Here is a 17,291-nt window from a genome sequence, read left to right on the forward strand (position 1 = left end):
GCGTCCCGTCCCCGCGCACGGTGCACGTGCTGGCAGTGGATCCACCCGCTGGGCTCTGGATGTCGACGGCCGGTTCCTACCTGCTGCACGGCGTCGCCAAGGGCCGCGCCGCGGCCACCTTGCGGGCCGCCCTGGCCGCCCCGCAAGCCCTGGACCGGTTACTGCGCGAGCTGCTGCCCTGGTACGCCGACGGAGCGTCGAGAGCGGGCTGGGACGCTACGGTGGCCGAGGTCCAGAGCGCGGACTGGGGAGCGGACCCGTGGTCGCTCGGCGCGTACACCTACCCGGCGCTCGGCTCCGCCGCGGCGACCCGGGACTGGGCCGCGCCCGTTGGGTCCACCCTGTTCTTCGCCGGGGAGGCCACCGCCGGCCCGAACGGCGCGGGAATGGTGCACGGTGCGCTGGACAGCGGCCGGCGGGCCGCCGCCGAATTCCTGGAACTGGCCCGGCAATGCTAGGGACGATGCTGGACCGGGCCGGCTGGTGCCTGCTCGCCTTCACCGGCGAGCTGGAGAACGACGTCACGCCGATCACGGTCGCGGATCGCCCGCTCGTCATCCTCCGCCAGGACGGCCGGGTGCGGGTGGCGGACGCGACCTGCCCGCATCGAGGCGCCAACCTCGGCTACGGCGGAGAGCTCGTCGGTGACGGCGTGTTGCGCTGCCCGTTCCACGGACGCCTGGTCGGTGTCGGGTGCGATAGCCGGCAGTCCTATCAGGTGCGCGAGTACCCGACCTGTGTCGTCGGTGCGGCGGTGCTCGTCCTGTTCGACGAGGCTCACGAGCACGGCCTGCGGCACACGCTGTCCGAGCTCGTCCAGACGCACACTCTGGTACCCGGCTTCGTGTTGCCCGCGCGGGTGGCTCCGGAGTACGTGATCGAGAACGTCTTCGACGCCGAGCACTTCCGAGCGGTACACAGCGTCTCGACCACTCCGCAGCTCAGGGTCGAGGCCGGCAGCGGGGGAGAGCTGCTGGTCGAAGGAGAGTTGGCCAACCGCTTGCCCAATCTCTGGCAGGAGGGCGGCGGAGACGGCCAGCTGGTCCGCACCCGGGTTGTGGCGCACGTGTTTAGCCCGACGCTCGTCATGACCGAGCTGATCTCCGGACGCCACCGGTACGCCGTGCTGACCGGTGCCACACCCACGCCGACGGGATGCGTCATCCGGGTCGCCGCGCTGGTGCCCCGCGGCGCCGACGGCGCTGCCCTGGACAGTGGCGCTGCCCACGGACTGCTGCGCGACAGCCGGACGGCCTTCGAGCAGGACATGGTGATCTGGGAACGTCTCGTCCCCGACGCGCCGCACCGATTCGACGAGCGCGACCACGCGGTCGTGAGATTCCGCCGCTTCTGCGAGGGTTTCGGGGTGCCGCCGCTCACCCTGGCCCGGGCAACCCCGGACCCGCCGTGAACGTCCTGCAGGCCGGCGGTCTGGCCGTCCTCGACTCCGGCGGTGACGGGCCCGGGGTGCTGTGGGTCCACGGGTACACGCTCGATTCGACCGTCTGGGAACCGCTGTGGAGCTCGCTGCCCGGGTGGCGCCACCTCGGCGTCGACCTTCCCGGCCACGGACGTTCGCGCCCGCTGGCGCCCGACGAGCGCCTGAGCACGCTCGGTGCCGAGATCGCGGCAATCGCGCGGAACTGGGGCATCGGCCATCTCGTCGGGCTGTCCTTCGGCAGCATGGTGGCCCTGCAGGCGGCGATCGCGGCGCCGTCGCAATTCCTGACGCTGACCCTGGCCGCTCCCGCGATCGCCGGCGGCCCGGTCGACGCCGCGGCCGAGGTGCGCTACGGCCAGCTCGGTGAGCTGTACCGCGAATTCGGGCCGGGCCCACACATGAGGCAGCTGTGGATGTCCTCGCCGCCGCACATCTTCACCGGCGCGCGCGCTCACCCGCGGTTGTGGGAACAGCTGGAGCTGCTGGTGGGCCGGCACGGCTGGCGCGAGCTTGCCAGCGGCGCCATGCGGTCCTTGACCACCGATGTGCAGGCGCCCGAGGACCTGCGGCGGATCACGGCCGACACCCTGGTGTTGATCGGCGAGGACGACATGCCAGCCTTCCGGGCCAGTGCCGCGCTCCTCCAGCGTGACCTGCGCCGGGCTTCGGTCGTCGAGGTACCGGCCGCGGGGCATCTCTGCCTGCTGGAGGCACCCGTGGTGTGCGCGGCACGCCTGCACGAGCACTTCGCGACCGCTCGCGACACAGTCAGCAGACCGTCCAGCTGACCAGTTCGGAGAGTATCCGCATGCCGTCGTGCGGCATGCCGGGCCACCGCCGCTCCGTCTGGCCCACTGGCGTCACCGTGGTGACACCGCGAGCGGCCAGCTGGTCCCTCAGCTCGCGCCACCGCTGCTCAGGATGGACGCCGACGGCCGACACCCCGCGATCGAGCATCTCGACGGCCTCGGACAGGTCCTCGACGCGGCGGACGACCACGCAACGACCGCCGGGGTGCCCCCCGAGATCGAAGCGGTGCGGCACCAGCGCGACTGCCGAGGTCACCGCCGGCCAGTCGCCGTTGACGAACCACTGCGCTCGGATCAGTGCGCCGCGGCGTAGCCGGAGCAGTGCTCGACCGGCCGGGCGGGGAGGCAGTGCCGCATCCCAGCGGGCGAGCGCCCGCTGCAACGCGCCGCAGTACCGGACGGCTGCTGCCTCGTCGGCTTCGACGTAGTGCACCAGGGAGGACGTGCAGGCCGCCTGGTCCTCGACCAGGCTGTCCACGGCGGCACGCTCGGCGACGGAGTCGACGTCGTCGCCGAAGGACCCCCTGCCCAGCAGCGTCACTCCGGCACGCGGCTCGAACAGCACGGTGCGGATGCTCGTCCGGGATCTCACGTCGGCTATCGCCTGCCCACCGCCCCACACGACGACGCGGTCGAAGGCGTCCGGTGCCAGCAGGACGTCCTCGACTGCCCGGTCTCCGCCCCGCCAGTAGCCGAGCGAGGTGTGCGAGGCGAGTGGGTGGTGCGGACCGAGGGCGGACAGCGCGAGCGCGACAGCGGTCGCCAGTGGCCAGTATTCGGCTGGAACCTTGACCAGGCAGCTTCCCTTGACCGTGAGGCCGCGTACCAGCGATGCCACCCAGGCCAGCGGCGTATTGGTCGGCGTGATGTGCAACTGGCGGGTCGGGACCGCCCGGCAGCCGGCACCCGCGCCCACCGGCGTCACGGGCCGGGCGAAGACCGCTTGGGCCAGTCGTGCCGTCGCCCCGGCCCGCACGTCGCCGTCGACGGGCACCCAGTTATCGAGGTACGCCCGGCCCGGTCTGGCGCCGTGACCCAGCTCGGCATCGACAGCCGCGGCCGCCGATTCGGGCTCGAACACCGAGGCCAGCATCCGCCAGAGGATGTCGGCGCCCGGAACCGCGGCAATGCCCAGCCGCCTGGTCATGCGGGTCACGGTGGCGACGATGGCGCCCTGCGGGTCCAACAGTTCTCCGAGCTCGCCCAAGGCGTTCCACACGTCTTGGACCGGCGTCGCGTACAGGCACCGGGCCAGATGCCCGGTGTCCGGCTCGACGAGCTGGCTCGCCACGGCGGCGTAGGGCAGCGCCACGACAGGCGCCTCCGGCCCGGCGTGTGCCGGAACCAGGTACGTGTCGCCGACCCGCCACGGCGGTGGGCCACCCAGCTTCGCGGCCTCGATCTCGTGAGCGGGCGGAACGTCCGGCCACCTCAGCAGGCCGCGGACGAACCCCGGTGCGCGCACCACTGCGGGACCGTTCTCGTCGAGCCGTCGCAGGGCGTCGGCGAGCTGCGCTTGGCCGACACTGCTCAGCACGCTCACGGCAGTGTTGACGAAGGCGGTGTCGACAAGGGCAGTGCCGACGAAGGCGGTGTCGACAAGGGCAGTGCCGACAAGGGCAGTGCCGACAAGGGCAGTGCCGACAGGGCAGCTCCGGCACATCCCTTGAGCTCCTGCTGGGGCGCTCGGGTGATGCCGTCGAGAAAGCCCGGGCCGGCCAACCCGCAGGGGCACGGCGCGGTCACCAGCCGGCCCCTGTCACCGGTGAGCAGGAAGCCCGGGTAGGAGAACGCGAAGGGGTCGAGCAATGCGATGGTTCCGGTGACATCAGGTCCGGACAGCGGGGTGAGATCGTCGTCCACGACGAACATCTCGAGGACGGGTGGCACGTGGTACCGGCCCGACTGGCAGCGCAGCAGGTACGCATTGCACTCCGACATGCCGTACACGTCGACCCAGCGTTCGGCCGTGATTCCCAGACTTCGGCCGATGAGCTCTCCCAGTGCGGCCGGCGAGGACGAGGCGGGGTCATCCGCCCGGGCGCCCTTCCAGCCCCCGCCGGTGACGAGCAACGTGTCGGGCGGCAGCGCGACATCCTCGCCCCGCTCGTGCGCCTGCGTGCAGAACCAGGCAACTGCCGGCGGGCCGCCGTAGATGAGCAACCGGCGCCCCGTCGCGGCGCCGGCCCGCAAGAAGTCCAAGGTCGCCGTCAACGCCGCGCCGCTGTCGCGCGCCGGTTCTTCGTTCGGGTCCGGGGGGATGAGCGTGTGCGACCGGGTGGCCTGTGCGGCGAGCCCGGTCGCGACGGCCTGCATGCCGAGCGCGCGACCGGGTGGCGTCAGCAGGAGCAGGTCGTAATCGGGCTCGGCCGAGGCGTAGCCGCCCCACATGAGCGGAGAGTACGAGCGCCCGTTGGTAGCCAGCGCCGCGGCGGTGGCTCGGTCGCGCGGCACGAAGGACAGCCGTCCCGAGCTTCCGCTGGAGATGCCGAGGTAGATTCCTTCGCCGCGCAAACGGTTGCGCCACTCGGCCACGGTGCGCACGCCCTGCAAGTCCGGGTCCGGGGCGTGCGTCGACACCTCCGACACCCAGCGCGTCATGGCGGCGAAGTTCCCGTCCGCCAGCCAGGCCTCGTCGTAGGACTTGAACAGGTCGACGCTGATCAACAGGTCGGCCGCCAGTGCCGGGATGTCGGCGACGTCGTCGAGACGGAGGTCGGTAAGCAACTGGCGATAGACCGGAATCGTCGCGGCATACCGGGCGTGGTTGGCCAGCAGCAGGTTCGCGCGGGCGGCCCGCACCCGCTCGTCGTCCACCGGCTGCCGTTCGGCCCACAGCCGCGACGCGATCAACAGTCCGGCGATCTCCCGGCTCGGCGCATCAACCGTCACGCCTCCTCCGCACGCCCGCGCGAGCGCCCGGAAGAGGTGCGCTTCGCCGGTTCCGCCTTCGCCGGCGATGCTGATCCCTGCGCCTTACCGGTCCGCCCCGAGCTCTTCCTGGGCTGAGTCGGGGTCGATTCCTGGGCAGGCTCCTGGCCCGGTTGTGCCGACGGGTCGGCTGCTGGCCCTGCGCCGGGGTTATCCGGCGACGAGTGCGTGACCTGACGCGCGGCGCCGGTCAGGTCCGGACGCAGCTCGGGGGAGATGAAATGCCGTAAGTGCTCCACCTCGGCTTCGAGCGCCCCGACGCGATCCTCCAGCGTCGGGTCCTGCGGTGGATCGTCGGCCGCCGGCCCGTGCTCTCCGTGCTTGTCGACCGCGTCCTTGAACTCGTTCTTCTCGAGCTTCGGGTACTTGATCGGTCCGGGACCCTCGGTCTCCTTATTCTCCTTATTCTCCTTGCCTTCTTTCGATTCTTTGCCCTCTTTGCCTTCCTTATCGTGCTTCCCGCCGTGGGAGGTATCGCGGGCCCGCCGGACGAGCGCCGCGATGTCCGGCCGCGAGCCGATGTTCTGCGAGACGTCCCCTCCCGAGCCGGCCTGCTGCGGGCTGCCGGTTTCGCGCAGCAAACGGCGTGCGGTCGCCGGGGTGAGCGGGGTGGCCGCCGCGCGGAGGATGCCCTGCGCGCAGGCGAGGGCGCCGACGACGATCGGGGAGGCGCTCGACGTCCCGCTGAACTTGTCGGTGTACCAGGCGTCCTCGTGATCGGTCCCGCCCTGGAGGTCGCCGTATCCGCAGCTGGTGACCTCGCGTCCCCAACCCTGGACGTCCACCCGCGAGCCGTAGTTCGAGAAGTCGAGACGGGATCGGTCCGGTCCCCACGATGACGTGCCATGGACGCCGGGTGGCGGGGCTCCGGCGCCCACCAGCACCGCGCCCGAGTCACGGCCGCCACCCAACGGGTTCTTCCAGCCGGCCGGAAAACCGGTCTGAGGAGTGTCATAGGTCGGGTCGTCGAGATTCTGGGACCCGTTGCCGGCGGCTTCGACGACGATGACGCCGCGCGAGACCGCGTACGCGATCGCGTCGAAGTCATCGGGCCACCACTCCACGGCAATGTAACCGCCCTGTCCGAACATGCCTCCCATCGGGCCGCGCCGCTGCAGCTCGATGAGCAGGATGTCGCCGGCCGAGAGGGCGTCCGCGGCCTGGCGGATCGCCGCCGCCGAGCTGGAACCCGCCCCGAAGATCGATATGGTGCGGATGAATGCCTCGGGAGCGATGCCCAGGGTGCCGAAGCGGTTCGCAGCGCTGCCGATCACCCCGACTACGGCGGTGCCGTGATTGCGCCATCCGAGATCCTCCGACGGTGTTCCGCCCATGAGGCCACCGAGATGCCCGACCAGATCCTCGTGCGTCAACCGCCAGCTGCCCTCGATGTCGATGACATTGACGCCCTTGCCGCGGCCGCCGGGCTGGGCGTGGGCCCACAGCGCCCCGACACCCCCCGGTGGCGCCTCCAGGTACCCCTGCCGCCCGGAGAAGTCGGGCGACTCCGTGGGGGGGTCGTCCGCGGCCGGGGCCATGTCGTTGAGTGCTACGGGTAATTCGGCAGGCGGCTTCACGTAGGCCCCGTGTACCGAGTCGATCTCTCGCAGCCGCTGCGCCAGTTCCTCGTGTCCCGCTGTGACCCCTTGCACGACGAAGTAGCTGCTGAGCGCGGTGACCGCGTCGTCGTCGACGCTGGCCATGAGGGTCGCGGTGGCCCGACGGCCGGCCACCGGGCGCAGGCTCACGTCGGCACCGACCTCACTGAGCAGGTCGGCGATCGGGGACGGGGCATCCGGCGCGAGCAGGCCCCTCATCAGCTGCGCCCGCGCCGCGCCGGTCGCTGCCGGCAGGACCGCATCCGGCGATACGACGACGACGAGCTCGGGCTGGTCCTCCAGCCGCCATGGACCGGCGCTGTCGTTCGACTGGGTCGGCGTGGGGTCGCTCATCTGGGGCTCCTTGCGAATCAACTCGGCTCGGACGGCAGGCTCTCGGGTGGCTTGACGTACGCCGCCGCCACGGCGCGATGCGACTGCAGCTCGCTGAGCAGCCGGTTTGCCACACCTTCGTCCGGGACGTTCACCGTGAACGCCGCAGCGAGAGTCGGGTCGGTGGTGCCGGGATGTACCGGCGACAGCGGGAGATCCTGGGAAGTAACGAGATCCCCGGCGCTCACCAGGTCCGGCGGCGCCACCCCGGTGTCGATCCAGGCGCGGATCAGCTTCGGATCGAACAGCACCGTGATCGGAACGCCCTCGCCCGAAGCTTCGCTGGAAGCACCACTGAAAGTCGACACCCTGCCTCCGGACCTTTCACCCGTCGAGGCGGTGCTCGAGGGATCTCTGACGAGGGTAGGACCGCCCGGGTCGATCGGTCCACAATTTCGTCCGGCGAGCACGCTGTCCGGGTCCTGGTAGCCGGTCTGTTCTACCTGCCTAGACGTATTGACAACCCTCAGCGCTACCCACGATGCTGGAGAATCTCTAGTAATTACATGGGGAGGTAAGGTCCATGGCAGATTCCTCTGGCAATCCGTTCGTGTCGCAGCAGTCGACGAGCGCGCCACAGACGGACGACACCACAGCTCGGCCCTTCGGCGGCCGCGCGGACATCAGCAGCGGCGGGGGCGACGCCAGCCTCACCAGGCAGCTCAGGCGCCAGGTCAGGGAGCTCGCCCAGAGCGCTAACGTCTCCGTGACCCCGACGCCACGGGCGGGGGATCTCACGGTCAAGGACCTCAACGACCTCGCGGCCGAATTCTCCGGCGTGGCGACGAGCAACCCGAAGGTCAAGTCCTTGACGATCGAGGATCTGAACAGCGTGGAAGCCGTCTTCTACGACGTGAAGATGAATGCGGCGAAAGCGGCGCGTGACAACGCGGCATCGGGTGGCACCGAGCAAGCACCGATCTTCGACAACTGGTCGTGCTGCTGCTGCACTCCGTGCTGTTCGTGCGCGGCGACGGAGACATCACCTTTCGCCTCCTGAGGCAGCGGCTGCCCGCCGTTGCACTGCGGGCTACGTGATGATTCTCGTCGTTGCGCGAGCCACTGACGTGGCGGCGCGTCGGCTGGCGAGCCGTTGGTCGAGGCATGATGCGCGAGTTCTGACACCTCGAGATCTGTCCCGCAACGGCTGGCTGGCCGGAGATGTTTCGCCGTTGGCGCCAACCCTGGTGGCCAACGGCGAAACAGCCCGCGCATCAGAGGTGAGTGCGGCGCTCGTTCGGATTCCGTCGGTGTCCGCGACCGATGTGTCACATGTCGCGCCTGCCGATCGCGGCTACTGCGCCGCGGAGATGACGGCCTTCCTGGCGTGGTGGCTCTCCGACCTGCCGTGCGCGGTCGTCAACAGACCGACACCCGCCTGCTTGAGCGGGACCGATTGGGCCGAGCCCACCTGGGCGATCGTGGCCGCCGAACTCGGCTTGGCGTGCCGGCCGGCGTTCTGGCGCAGCGCCGGTGCCGTTCGCCAGCCAGCTGCCGTTCGCCGGTCAACTGCCAGCCAGCCAGCTGCCGTTCGCCAGTCAGCGGATGAACCCGCGCGGCGTCGCGTTCCCGTTACGGTGGTGGGAAATCGCTATGTGGGTACCGCTTCTGCTCAGCTAGGCTCACAGGCTGTGAAGCTCGCGCGCGCGGCAGGCGTCGAGGCGCTGACGGTGTGGTTCGACCGCGATGATGTCGACGCTCATTTCCTCCAGGCCCGACCGTGGGTCGACATCGACGATCCCACGATCGCGGATCTGTTGCTCGAGCGATTGCTCCCACCGCAAGCGGCTCACCCGTGATCGTGCTCTGGGGGCTCGGCACCGAGTCCACGTGGCGCGCCGTCGCGGACCGGCTGGCAGACCTGGATGCCGACGTGCTCCTACTGGACCAAGCAAGCCGGACTCAGCACCCCGACGTGGAGCTTGGCATCGAGGCGGGCCGGTGGCGCGGCCACCTGTGCGCTGACAATGAGGTCTTCGACCTCGCCGCCGTGACCGCCGCGTACTTCCGGCCCTACGATCCCATGGCGTTCAGCTACGACGGGCCATCCGCCGGCGCGGCGCGTGAGCATGCGACGCAGCTGAGTCAACTGCTCTGGGCCTGGGCCGACGTTGCGGACGCGCTGGTGGTGAATCGTCCCAGCCACATGGCGGCCGGGGCGTCCAAACCGTTCCAGGCCCGATTGGTCAGGCGCGCCGGATTCCGTACCCCGGCAACGGTCATGACCAACGACCCGGCCGCCGCGGAGAGGTTCTGGCGCGAGCAGGGCCGGGTGGTCTTCAAGTCCACGAGCGGAGTGCGCAGCACGGTGCGCTGCCTGGAGCCCTACGACGTCGCCCAGCTGGCGGACATCCAGACCTGCCCGGTGCAGTTCCAGGCGTACGTGCCTGGTACTGATTATCGCGTGCACACCGTGGGCCAGCGGGCCTATGCAACCCGTATCGACTCCGACGCCGTGGACTACCGCTATCCCCCGGAGGGTGCCGCTGCCCCCGCGGTGGTTCCCGTCCGGATACCCGAATCGCTGGAACGGCGATGCTTGGAGCTGGCACGGGCGCATCGGCTGGTGGTTTCCGGGATCGACCTACGCCTCACGCCCAGCGGCGAGTGGTACTGCTTCGAAATCAATCCCTCACCCGCGTTCGCGTACTTCGATGTGGACGGCGAGGTGGCGACCGCGGTCGCGCGGCTACTCGCGTCCGGGACCGGTGCCCAGACCCATCCGCTCGGCTTCCGGAATCCCGGTATGCCTGGTGCTCGGCAATCACAACAACCCTGGAGGTCCCCGTGGCAGACGGGCGTGGACGACCCGACACGCGACTGGCGAACCACCTGCTCTTCGCCGCCGGTGCCGGCGTCGTAGCGGGGGTCATCTACGCCATCATCTGGGCGATTCTCGGTCGAGGCGCCGTCACACGCCTCATCGTTACAATGGTGATCACCTTCGTCGTGGCACTCGTGCTACGGCTCGCGTTCACCTGGTTCTTCACTCGCCGCCGGCCCTGACAGCTCGCGCCGGGCGTTGGCTCGATCGTGAATTGCTCGGCCCGCACAGGCGAATGAGCGAGCGAGGTAACGGCTTACGCCCTGGCACCGCCGGGTGTATACCTGTACCGGAACAGTTTCGGCTTCCGCTTGTCTAGCTAGTGCTGGGGGCAGGCATGCTGGGTTCTGCTGCGCTGGGAACCGCGGTTGGCCTCGTGATGTTGTTCGCCCTCACGTCACTGCTGTGTTCCGGCGTGACGGAGGCCGTGTCCAACTTCATGCAACTACGCGCCAGATACCTACTCACCGGGCTCAGGGCGATGCTCGATGGGCCGGAGGCCAACGCTCCAGGGGCGGACGCGGCAGGGGCGAACGCGCCGGCAGGAGCGAACGCGCCAGCAGTAGCGAACGCGCCAGCAGGAGCGAACGCGCCAGCAGGAGCGAACGCGCCAGCAGTAGCGAACGCGCCAGCAGGAGCGAACGCGCCAGCAGTAGCGAACGCGCCAGCAGTAGCGAACGCGCCAGCAGTAGCGAACGCGCCAGCAGGGGCGAACGCGCCAGCAGGGGCGAACGCGGCACCAGGAGCAGACCCGCCAGCGGCCCCCGCTTCGAAGGGCGCCGCAGCGAGGGCCGTAGCAGCGTTGAGGGCCGTGCTGCCGACAGCGGAAGTGAAGACGGATAAGAAGGCGAAGAAGGGGCTGCACGACGCGACTCTGCTGCCCGATGAAACGAGACAAGCCAAACAAGACGTCGAGGAGTTCATCGAGGGAATCCGTTTGGAACCACGCCGCAGCGACACGTTCACCCTCGCGCTGTTCGACAGTCCGCTGATCAAGTCCCTGCAAACCCGCAAGGTTCTGACCGGGCAACTCCGAAACCCGCAATACATCTCCTCCACCACATTCGCACGGGCCATCATCGACACACTGTTGCCGAATGCGGGAGGTCCCGGGGTGCCGCCCGGGAGCCGCTCGGTTCTCACCCAGATCTCCGCAGCGGCCAACAGCCTGCCCGACGGCCAGCTGAGGTCGACTCTGCAAGCATTTCTCACGCAGTCCGCAGGTGATCTCGAGAAGTTCGAGAGCTCGCTGGAGAACTGGTACGACGACCAGATGGCGCGCATCTCGGGGTGGTACAAGCGGTGGTCCCGGGTCGTCCTCGGGGTGGTCGGGATGATCGCAGCCGTGCTGATCAACATCGACACGATCCAGGTCGCTCATGCGCTCTACGTCGACGCGCCCGTCCGCCAGGCTGTTCTCTCGGCCGCCGACTCGGGTGCCCTGTGCCAGAGCGCGACGTCGGCCCAGGCTCGTACGGATTGCGCGAAGCAGGAACTGGCACAACTCGACGCCGGCGGCCTCCCGCTGGGCTACCCGTCCGGCTGCCGGTTCCTCAGCTATCAGTCTCGGTGCTGGGCATGGTCGCCGAACGCCACCCTCAGCGCGTGGGACCTTCCGTTGAAGATCCTCGGCTGGATCCTGACCGCGTTCGCGGTGTCCTTCGGCGCGCCGTTCTGGTTCGACGCCCTGTCAAGGTTGGGATCTCTTCGCAGCGCGGGTAGGAAACCAGCACCAGCTGACGATCGGTGACTACGGCCGTAACCCAGCAACCCGTTGTGCGGCAACGAATAGCTCCGGCCTGGCGGATTCAGAAACTGTGCTTGCGACGCAACCGCAAGGGCCGTCCGTCCGGGTCATAGACGGTGCGATATACCGGATTGGCCCAGGCCCGGGTGCGCCGTGACAGCACCGGTGTCTGGTAGGGCCGCAACCGCCCGGCCGGTCGCGGGCCGCTACGTCCGCCGGCGTGCCAGCGCTGCAGTTCGGCGGCGCTGTCGGCGAAGGCGCGGAAGGCTGTCATCGGGTCGATCAGGTCAGCGTCGTCATCAGCGTCCCGGTCGAGGTGTTCGCGCGCCAGTTGCAGTCGAAGCTCGCGGGCGAAGGTGCGGGCACCGTCACCGAAACTGTCGATGATCCGCGGTTCGCGGTGGTCGGCCTCGTCGTCGATGACCGCGCAGGAGAGTTCCGAGTCGTGGGTCCAGGAACGCCGGTTGACGTTGTCGGAGCCGACCGAGGCCCACACATCGTCGACGACGCACACCTTCGCGTGGACGTAGACGGGGGTTCCGGCGTGATTCTCGATTCCGTAGACCGCGACCCGGCCGCCGCCCGCGGCTCGAATCTCCTCCAGGGCCTGCCGCCGCCCGACCAGATTGGGGGGCAGGGAGAACCGGCCGTCCTGATCGGGGTGATGTGGTATGACGGCGATCAGGTGCAGGTTCTGGTCCGCGCGCAGCGCCTGGGCGAAATAGCTCACGATGCCCGTCGACCAGAAGTACTGGTCCTCGACGTAGATCAGGCTGTGCGCCCGGTTGATGACCTTGCCATAGGCGCGTGCGACGCTGCGTTCGCCGTCCGGGGCGAAGGGATAGCCACGGCGGCGTTTGGGATAGGTCCGCAGCAGCTGGACGTTCTTGCTCCCGGCCGGAGCCGGGTCCGGCAACCGGGCCGGAAGTGGGCCCGGGGTCCGGTCCTCGTGCCGCAGGAGTTCGCCGATGAGGTCGATGGGATTGCGCGTCAACGGCGTGGCGTCCTCCCACCGCTCGCGGAAGACCGTCTCGACGTCCGCCACAGCGGGTCCGCGCAGCGCGAGCTGGACGTCGTGCCACGGCGGAGTGGGGCCATAGACCTTGGCCATCGGTTGGGGCTGCGGATCGCCCGAATGCTCAGGCCCGTCATGGCGGCTGTGGCACAGGTCGATACCTCCGACGAAGGCGACGTCCAGCTCGGGGCGGCCGGGGTGGCGCAGGACGACGAACTTCTGGTGATGCGAGCCGCCCGGGCGGACCCGCTGATCGAGCAGGCATTCCCCGCCGGCGGCCTCGATCTTCTCGCCGAGATGCCGGTTCTCCCGCTCGCTGAACGTGAGGCGATCCAGATGCGAACGCCAGATCAGTCCCTTCACCAGCACACCGCGCCGAGCCGCATCCGAGAGCACCTCGGACACCTCGCTGCCGGGACCGTCGAGGAGTTCATCGGGATCTCCGCGCCAGTCGGTGAACATCAGCAGGTCACCCGCTCGCATCAGCCGCACGCAGCGCGCCAGCTCCGGGAAGTAGGACGCGCCGTGCACCAGCGGGCGGACGTCATTGCCCTGGGTCCACGCCCCACCCCCGGCATGGCGGCTGTCGAGCACGGTCGCCGGGTTGCCCCGCTCGGACGGGCTGAGGAACCAATCGGCGGCGCTCATCCACTCATCTAACCGTTACTCCTCCAGCCGCCTTGACGGGGAACTCCGGGTAGTGCCCCCAACGCGCGCTTACCGTGCTCAAGACCCGAGGCGGCGCCTGCGACCAGTACCTGCGCCAGTTCGACATCACCGGCGAAGGCGTGTTGCCGGGCGAGCAAGTCAGCCCAGGACACAGCCCGCTCTGACCCGAAGAGCCGGCCTGATGCTCAGGCCGGCACTCGTGGGCGCGATACTCAGGCGTCCACGCGGCGAAGCCGCCAGCCGGCCAAGCCGATCAGGACCACCGCGTAGCAGCACATCACCGCGAATCCGGTCCACGGTGCCAGTGGATTGCTGACCCCGTAGTGCCCACCGAGCAGCATCGCGCCGGCATTGGAGGGCAGGTACTGCACCACGTGATCGGAGAACGACGTGGGCAGCAGCAGGGTCAACGGCGGGATCACGAAGAAGACCCCGACGAAGCTGGAGATCGCGGCGGCGCCGTTGCGCAGCAGCGCACCCAACGCCAGGCCTGTCATGCCAGCGACGCTCAGGTACATCGGGGCGCCGATGACCGAACGCAGCGCCGCCGGGTCAGCCAGGGAGGTGTTCAGATCGCGCTCGCTCAGCAGCGCCTGGCCGATCAGGAACGCCACGAGGCTGGCGATCAGCATGGTTGCGAACACCGCTGCGGCGAACACGGCCAGCTTGGCCCACAGGATCGGTAGCCGTCTGGGGACCGCAGTCAGTGAGGCGCGGATCATTCCGGTGCTGTACTCACCACTGATCATCAGCACTCCCAGCACGCCGATGGCCAACTGGGCGAAGAAGGTACCGGTGAGACTCGTCGAAGCCGCGGTCTCGCCGGGGGCGATGCCGCTGGGCTCGTTGGCCGTGATCGCCACGAACAGGACGCCGAGACCGATCGAAAGGCCGACGGCGACCAGCAGCGTGTACGCCGTCGAACGCAGCGAGCGGAGTTTGGTCCACTCCGAGAGAAGAACCCGCGCGTAGGTCACCCGCAGCGGGGCGCCGCGGCTGGTCATGGCCAGCGGGGCGGTGTGCGCCGGCGTGGTGGTCATGCCGCCACCGCCGTGGCGTCGGCGAGATGGGGGGAGCGATAGTCAACGGTGTCGCGGGTCAGTGTCATGAACGCTTCTTCCAGTGAGGCCTGTTGGGCGGCCAGCTCGAATATCGGCAGGTGCGCCTGCCACGCGATGGTGCCGATGTGCTCGGCGGTCAGACCGTCGACCCGAAGGACGTCGGACTGCTCGCTGGTCACGGTGATGCCCGGCGCCGCCAGCAGACCCCGCAGCCGAGCCGCCTCCGGCGTGCGGACGGTGACGGAATCGTTCGAGGCGCTGGCGACGAATTCGGCGACGGTGGTGTCTGCGATCAGGCGGCCGCGGCCGACGACGATCAACCTGGTGGCGGTGTGGGCCATCTCGCTCAACAGGTGCGATGACACGAGCACGGTGTGCCCGTCCGCAGCCAGGCCCTTGAGCATGGTTCGCATCCACAGCACGCCCTCTGGGTCCAGGCCGTTCACCGGCTCATCCAGGACCACGGTCTTCGGGTTGCCAAGCAACGCTGACGCCACTCCCAACCGCTGGCCCATGCCGAGGGAGAATCCGCCGACCCGCTTCCGGGCGACCTGGTGCAGGCCGACGATGTCGATCACCTCGTCCACGCGCTGCCGGCTGATGCCATTCGTCTGCGCCAGCGCGAGCAGGTGGTTGCGTGCTGAGCGGCCGGTGTGAACTGCCCTGGCCTCCAGCAGCACGCCGAGTTCGGCCATCGGCGCTGTGGCGGACCGGTAGTCGGTGCCATTAACGATCACCCGGCCGGCGGTCGGCTCGTCGAGCCCGGCGATCATCCGCATTGTCGTCGACTTCCCGGCGCCGTTCGGCCCGAGGAAGCCGGTAACGATCCCGGGGTGAACCACGAAGCTCAGCCCATCCACCGCCAGTTTGTCGCCGTAACGCTTGCTGAGGTTCTCGACCTCGATCATCTGATGTCCTTCCACTGCATAGGAATTGAGGTTGGGGACGGCGGGCTCAGATCGTGATGGCGACTTTTCCTCGGGCGTCGCCGGCAGCCAGGTGACGCATGGCCTCGGGCACTCGCTCCAGCGGGTAGCTCCGGTCGATGCTCGGGGTGACGGCGCCCGCCTCGACGAGGTCGCGCAGCCGTTCGAGGTCGGTGGAGCGCTCCTTGCAGAGCAGCATCGTCAGCCGTTGCCGCAGAAGAGGCGACCAGGTCAGCGCCCGCAGCTGCCGGTTCATGCCTCCGGTCAGGTCGCCGCCGCCCTCGCCGCCGACGAGAACCGCGGTTCCGGTGGGCGTGAGCGCGCGACGCAGCCGTGCTAGCGCGGGTCGGCCTGCGATGTCGAGGATCAGGTCGTAGCGGCGGGTGCCATCGGCGAAGTCGTCTCGGGTGTAGTCCAGGACATGGTCGGCGCCGAGCGATCGCACCAACTCGAGCTTCGCGGTGCCGCACACGCCGGTGACGGTGGCCCCGAAGGCCTTGGCCAGTTGCACGGCGTAGCTGCCGACTCCCCCGGAGGCGCCGACGATCAGCACCTGCTGCCCCGACTCGAGGCGTCCGGCGTCGCGCAGGGCCTGCAGAGCGGTGAGCGCTGAGACGGCGAAGACCGCGGCCTGCTCGAAAGTAATGTTCGCCGGCTTGCGAGCGAGCTTGTCCTGCCGGGCGACGGCGTACTCGGCGAAGCTGCCTTGGCCGATCCCGAACACCTCATCACCCACGGCGAACCCGGTCACCGCCGAGCCCAGGGCAACGATGGTGCCGGCGACCTCTCGCCCGGGCACCGGGTTCCGCGGCCTGCGCAGTCCGAAGCCGAGGCGGAGCAGGTACGGCTTCCCGGTCATCAGGTGCCAGGCGCCCCGGTCAAGACCGGCCGCGTGCACCCGCAGCAGCACCTCCCGGGCGGCGGGCTCGGGGCGGGCGCGGTGTGCCAACCGCAGGACGTCGGCCTGCCCGTAGCTGTCCTGGACGATCGCTCGCATCGCGTTGCGCGCCGGCGCTGGACTGCTCGGGTCGGCGCTGACCGTGCTGGGCTTGCCTGGAGTTGTCATGACCGGGGTTCCTCTCGGGCGGTGGGCCGTTCAGCCTTACTAAGTACGGAACTGTATAGTACTTAGTAAGGGTTGTAAAGTACTTAGTACGAAACCGTGAGGGTCAGGAGTGCGACGGTGAAGACAGTGCAGAACGGCCGTGCTACCGGACGGGGTCAACTCAGTCGGGACCGGGTGTTGCAGGGCGCGATCGCCGTGGCCGACGCGGGGGGCATCGCGGCCCTCACGATCCGCTCGCTCGCCCAAGAGCTCGGCGTCAAGCCGATGTCGGTGTATCACTACGTCGCCAACAAGGACGAGATTCTTGATGGCATCGTCGACCTCGTCTTCAGCGAGTTCGAACTACCGGAGGCCGGCGGCGACTGGCGCAAGGAGATGCGCCGCCGAGCGGACTCGGCCCGGCGGGTGCTCAGGAGCCACCCGTGGGCGACCGCGCTCCTGCAGTCGCGTCTCAACGCCGGCCCGGCCACGCTGCGACACCACAACGCGATCATCGGCACCCTGCGCGGGGCCGGCTTCTCGGTGGAGCAGACAGCGCACGCCTTCGCCCTGATCGACAGCTACCTGTACGGCTTCGTGATGTCGGAGACCGCGCTGCCGATCCACGGCCCCGACAGCGTCGCAGACCTTGCCGGCTCGATGATGCAGCGGTTCTCCGCCGATGACTACCCGCACCTCGTCGAGTTCACCACCGAGCACATCATGCGGCCCGGCTACGACTTCGGCGCTGAGTTCGATTTCGGGCTCAACTTGATCCTCGACGCCCTTGCAGAGTCGCTTCCGGGCAACGGCAGCGGAGGATCGGTCTGAG

Annotated in this window: 16 protein-coding genes; 8 read left to right on the forward strand and 8 right to left on the reverse strand. The window is 69.2% G+C overall.

The features are described from left to right. The 3 genes from VF542_RS02735 to VF542_RS02745 form a co-directional block, all read left to right on the forward strand. Positions 1-458 (forward strand): FAD-dependent oxidoreductase (locus VF542_RS02735; protein WP_408650176.1); only part of this gene is annotated, 458 nt, incomplete at its 5' end. A 5-nt stretch (positions 459-463) separates the two neighbouring features. Then, positions 464-1,411: a Rieske 2Fe-2S domain-containing protein gene (locus VF542_RS02740; RefSeq protein ID WP_408650177.1), complete on the forward strand. Its 948-nt coding sequence runs from the start codon at positions 464-466 to the stop codon at positions 1,409-1,411. Further along, positions 1,408-2,229: an alpha/beta fold hydrolase gene (locus tag VF542_RS02745; protein ID WP_408650178.1), complete on the forward strand. Its 822-nt coding sequence runs from the start codon at positions 1,408-1,410 to the stop codon at positions 2,227-2,229. Before VF542_RS02740 ends, VF542_RS02745 begins: the two co-directional genes overlap by 4 nt. On the opposite strand, the gene VF542_RS02750 is transcribed toward VF542_RS02745, so the two are convergent. The 4 genes from VF542_RS02750 to VF542_RS02765 are packed head-to-tail and all read right to left on the reverse strand — an operon-like array spanning position 2,210 to position 7,480. Continuing rightward, positions 2,210-3,787, reverse strand: a complete 1,578-nt coding sequence (locus VF542_RS02750) for an acyl-CoA reductase (RefSeq protein WP_408650179.1) — start codon at positions 3,785-3,787, stop codon at positions 2,210-2,212. The two genes, VF542_RS02745 and VF542_RS02750, sit on opposite strands and share 20 nt — an antisense overlap. A 2-nt stretch (positions 3,788-3,789) precedes the next feature. Next, positions 3,790-5,142, reverse strand: a complete 1,353-nt coding sequence (locus VF542_RS02755) for a hypothetical protein (protein ID WP_408650180.1) — start codon at positions 5,140-5,142, stop codon at positions 3,790-3,792. Beyond that, a complete protein-coding gene (locus VF542_RS02760) occupies positions 5,139-7,133 on the reverse strand; it encodes a S8 family serine peptidase (protein WP_408650181.1) in 1,995 nt (664 codons plus the stop codon). Before VF542_RS02760 ends, VF542_RS02755 begins: the two co-directional genes overlap by 4 nt. Before the next feature lie 17 nt (positions 7,134-7,150). Further along, positions 7,151-7,480 carry a hypothetical protein gene (locus tag VF542_RS02765; protein ID WP_408650182.1) on the reverse strand — a complete coding sequence of 110 codons (330 nt, stop codon included), beginning with the start codon at positions 7,478-7,480 and terminating at the stop codon, positions 7,151-7,153. Between the two features lie 215 nt (positions 7,481-7,695). Between VF542_RS02765 and VF542_RS02770 the strand changes: the two genes are divergently transcribed. The 4 genes from VF542_RS02770 to VF542_RS02785 all read left to right on the forward strand — a co-directional run bounded on the left by VF542_RS02770 (position 7,696) and on the right by VF542_RS02785 (position 11,746). Beyond that, complete coding sequence (locus VF542_RS02770; protein WP_408650183.1) at positions 7,696-8,172, forward strand: hypothetical protein; 477 nt, start codon at positions 7,696-7,698, stop codon at positions 8,170-8,172. A gap of 37 nt (positions 8,173-8,209) precedes the next feature. Next, positions 8,210-8,971 carry a hypothetical protein gene (locus VF542_RS02775; protein WP_408650184.1) on the forward strand — a complete coding sequence of 254 codons (762 nt, stop codon included), beginning with the start codon at positions 8,210-8,212 and terminating at the stop codon, positions 8,969-8,971. Then, positions 8,968-10,035, forward strand: coding sequence for an ATP-grasp domain-containing protein (locus tag VF542_RS02780; RefSeq protein ID WP_408650185.1), 1,068 nt, complete (start codon positions 8,968-8,970; stop codon positions 10,033-10,035). Before VF542_RS02775 ends, VF542_RS02780 begins: the two co-directional genes overlap by 4 nt. 772 nt (positions 10,036-10,807) lie before the next feature. Then, positions 10,808-11,746, forward strand: coding sequence for a hypothetical protein (locus VF542_RS02785; protein ID WP_408650186.1), 939 nt, complete (start codon positions 10,808-10,810; stop codon positions 11,744-11,746). Between the two features lie 58 nt (positions 11,747-11,804). Here the strand turns inward: VF542_RS02785 and VF542_RS02790 are convergent, their stop codons facing one another. The 4 genes from VF542_RS02790 to VF542_RS02805 all read right to left on the reverse strand — a co-directional run bounded on the left by VF542_RS02790 (position 11,805) and on the right by VF542_RS02805 (position 16,411). Next, the gene (locus VF542_RS02790; protein ID WP_408650187.1) at positions 11,805-13,406 is read right to left on the reverse strand and encodes a phospholipase D family protein; all 1,602 of its coding nucleotides are present in this window, start codon (positions 13,404-13,406) and stop codon (positions 11,805-11,807) included. A gap of 233 nt (positions 13,407-13,639) precedes the next feature. After that, positions 13,640-14,467 carry an ABC transporter permease gene (locus tag VF542_RS02795; protein ID WP_408650188.1) on the reverse strand — a complete coding sequence of 276 codons (828 nt, stop codon included), beginning with the start codon at positions 14,465-14,467 and terminating at the stop codon, positions 13,640-13,642. Beyond that, positions 14,464-15,396 (reverse strand): ABC transporter ATP-binding protein, encoded by a 933-nt coding sequence (locus VF542_RS02800; protein ID WP_408650189.1) that lies wholly within the window; start codon positions 15,394-15,396, stop codon positions 14,464-14,466. The genes VF542_RS02795 and VF542_RS02800 overlap by 4 nt, the downstream gene beginning before the upstream one ends. A 46-nt stretch (positions 15,397-15,442) precedes the next feature. Then, positions 15,443-16,411, reverse strand: a complete 969-nt coding sequence (locus tag VF542_RS02805) for an NAD(P)-dependent alcohol dehydrogenase (RefSeq protein WP_408650191.1) — start codon at positions 16,409-16,411, stop codon at positions 15,443-15,445. 186 nt (positions 16,412-16,597) lie between these two features. Here VF542_RS02805 and VF542_RS02810 point away from each other — a divergent pair, with 186 nt between their 5' ends. Beyond that, a complete protein-coding gene (locus VF542_RS02810; RefSeq protein ID WP_408650190.1) occupies positions 16,598-17,290 on the forward strand; it encodes a TetR/AcrR family transcriptional regulator in 693 nt (230 codons plus the stop codon). Position 17,291 lies beyond the last annotated feature (1 nt).

This window comes from Jatrophihabitans sp., assembly GCF_036389215.1.
Taxonomy (GTDB): Bacteria; Actinomycetota; Actinomycetes; order Mycobacteriales; family Jatrophihabitantaceae; genus Jatrophihabitans_A.

What these genes read in the sequence shown, in the direction of transcription:
- VF542_RS02740 (WP_408650177.1), top strand. Translation starts at nt 464, where the DNA reads ATGCTGGACCGGGCCGGCTGGTGCCTGCTCGCCTTCACCGGCGAGCTG.
- VF542_RS02760 (WP_408650181.1), bottom strand. Translation starts at nt 7,133, where the DNA reads ATGAGCGACCCCACGCCGACCCAGTCGAACGACAGCGCCGGTCCATGG.
- VF542_RS02770 (WP_408650183.1), top strand. Translation starts at nt 7,696, where the DNA reads ATGGCAGATTCCTCTGGCAATCCGTTCGTGTCGCAGCAGTCGACGAGC.
- VF542_RS02775 (WP_408650184.1), top strand. Translation starts at nt 8,210, where the DNA reads ATGATTCTCGTCGTTGCGCGAGCCACTGACGTGGCGGCGCGTCGGCTG.
- VF542_RS02790 (WP_408650187.1), bottom strand. Translation starts at nt 13,406, where the DNA reads ATGAGCGCCGCCGATTGGTTCCTCAGCCCGTCCGAGCGGGGCAACCCG.
- VF542_RS02795 (WP_408650188.1), bottom strand. Translation starts at nt 14,467, where the DNA reads ATGACCACCACGCCGGCGCACACCGCCCCGCTGGCCATGACCAGCCGC.
- VF542_RS02800 (WP_408650189.1), bottom strand. Translation starts at nt 15,396, where the DNA reads ATGATCGAGGTCGAGAACCTCAGCAAGCGTTACGGCGACAAACTGGCG.
- VF542_RS02805 (WP_408650191.1), bottom strand. Translation starts at nt 16,411, where the DNA reads ATGCGAGCGATCGTCCAGGACAGCTACGGGCAGGCCGACGTCCTGCGG.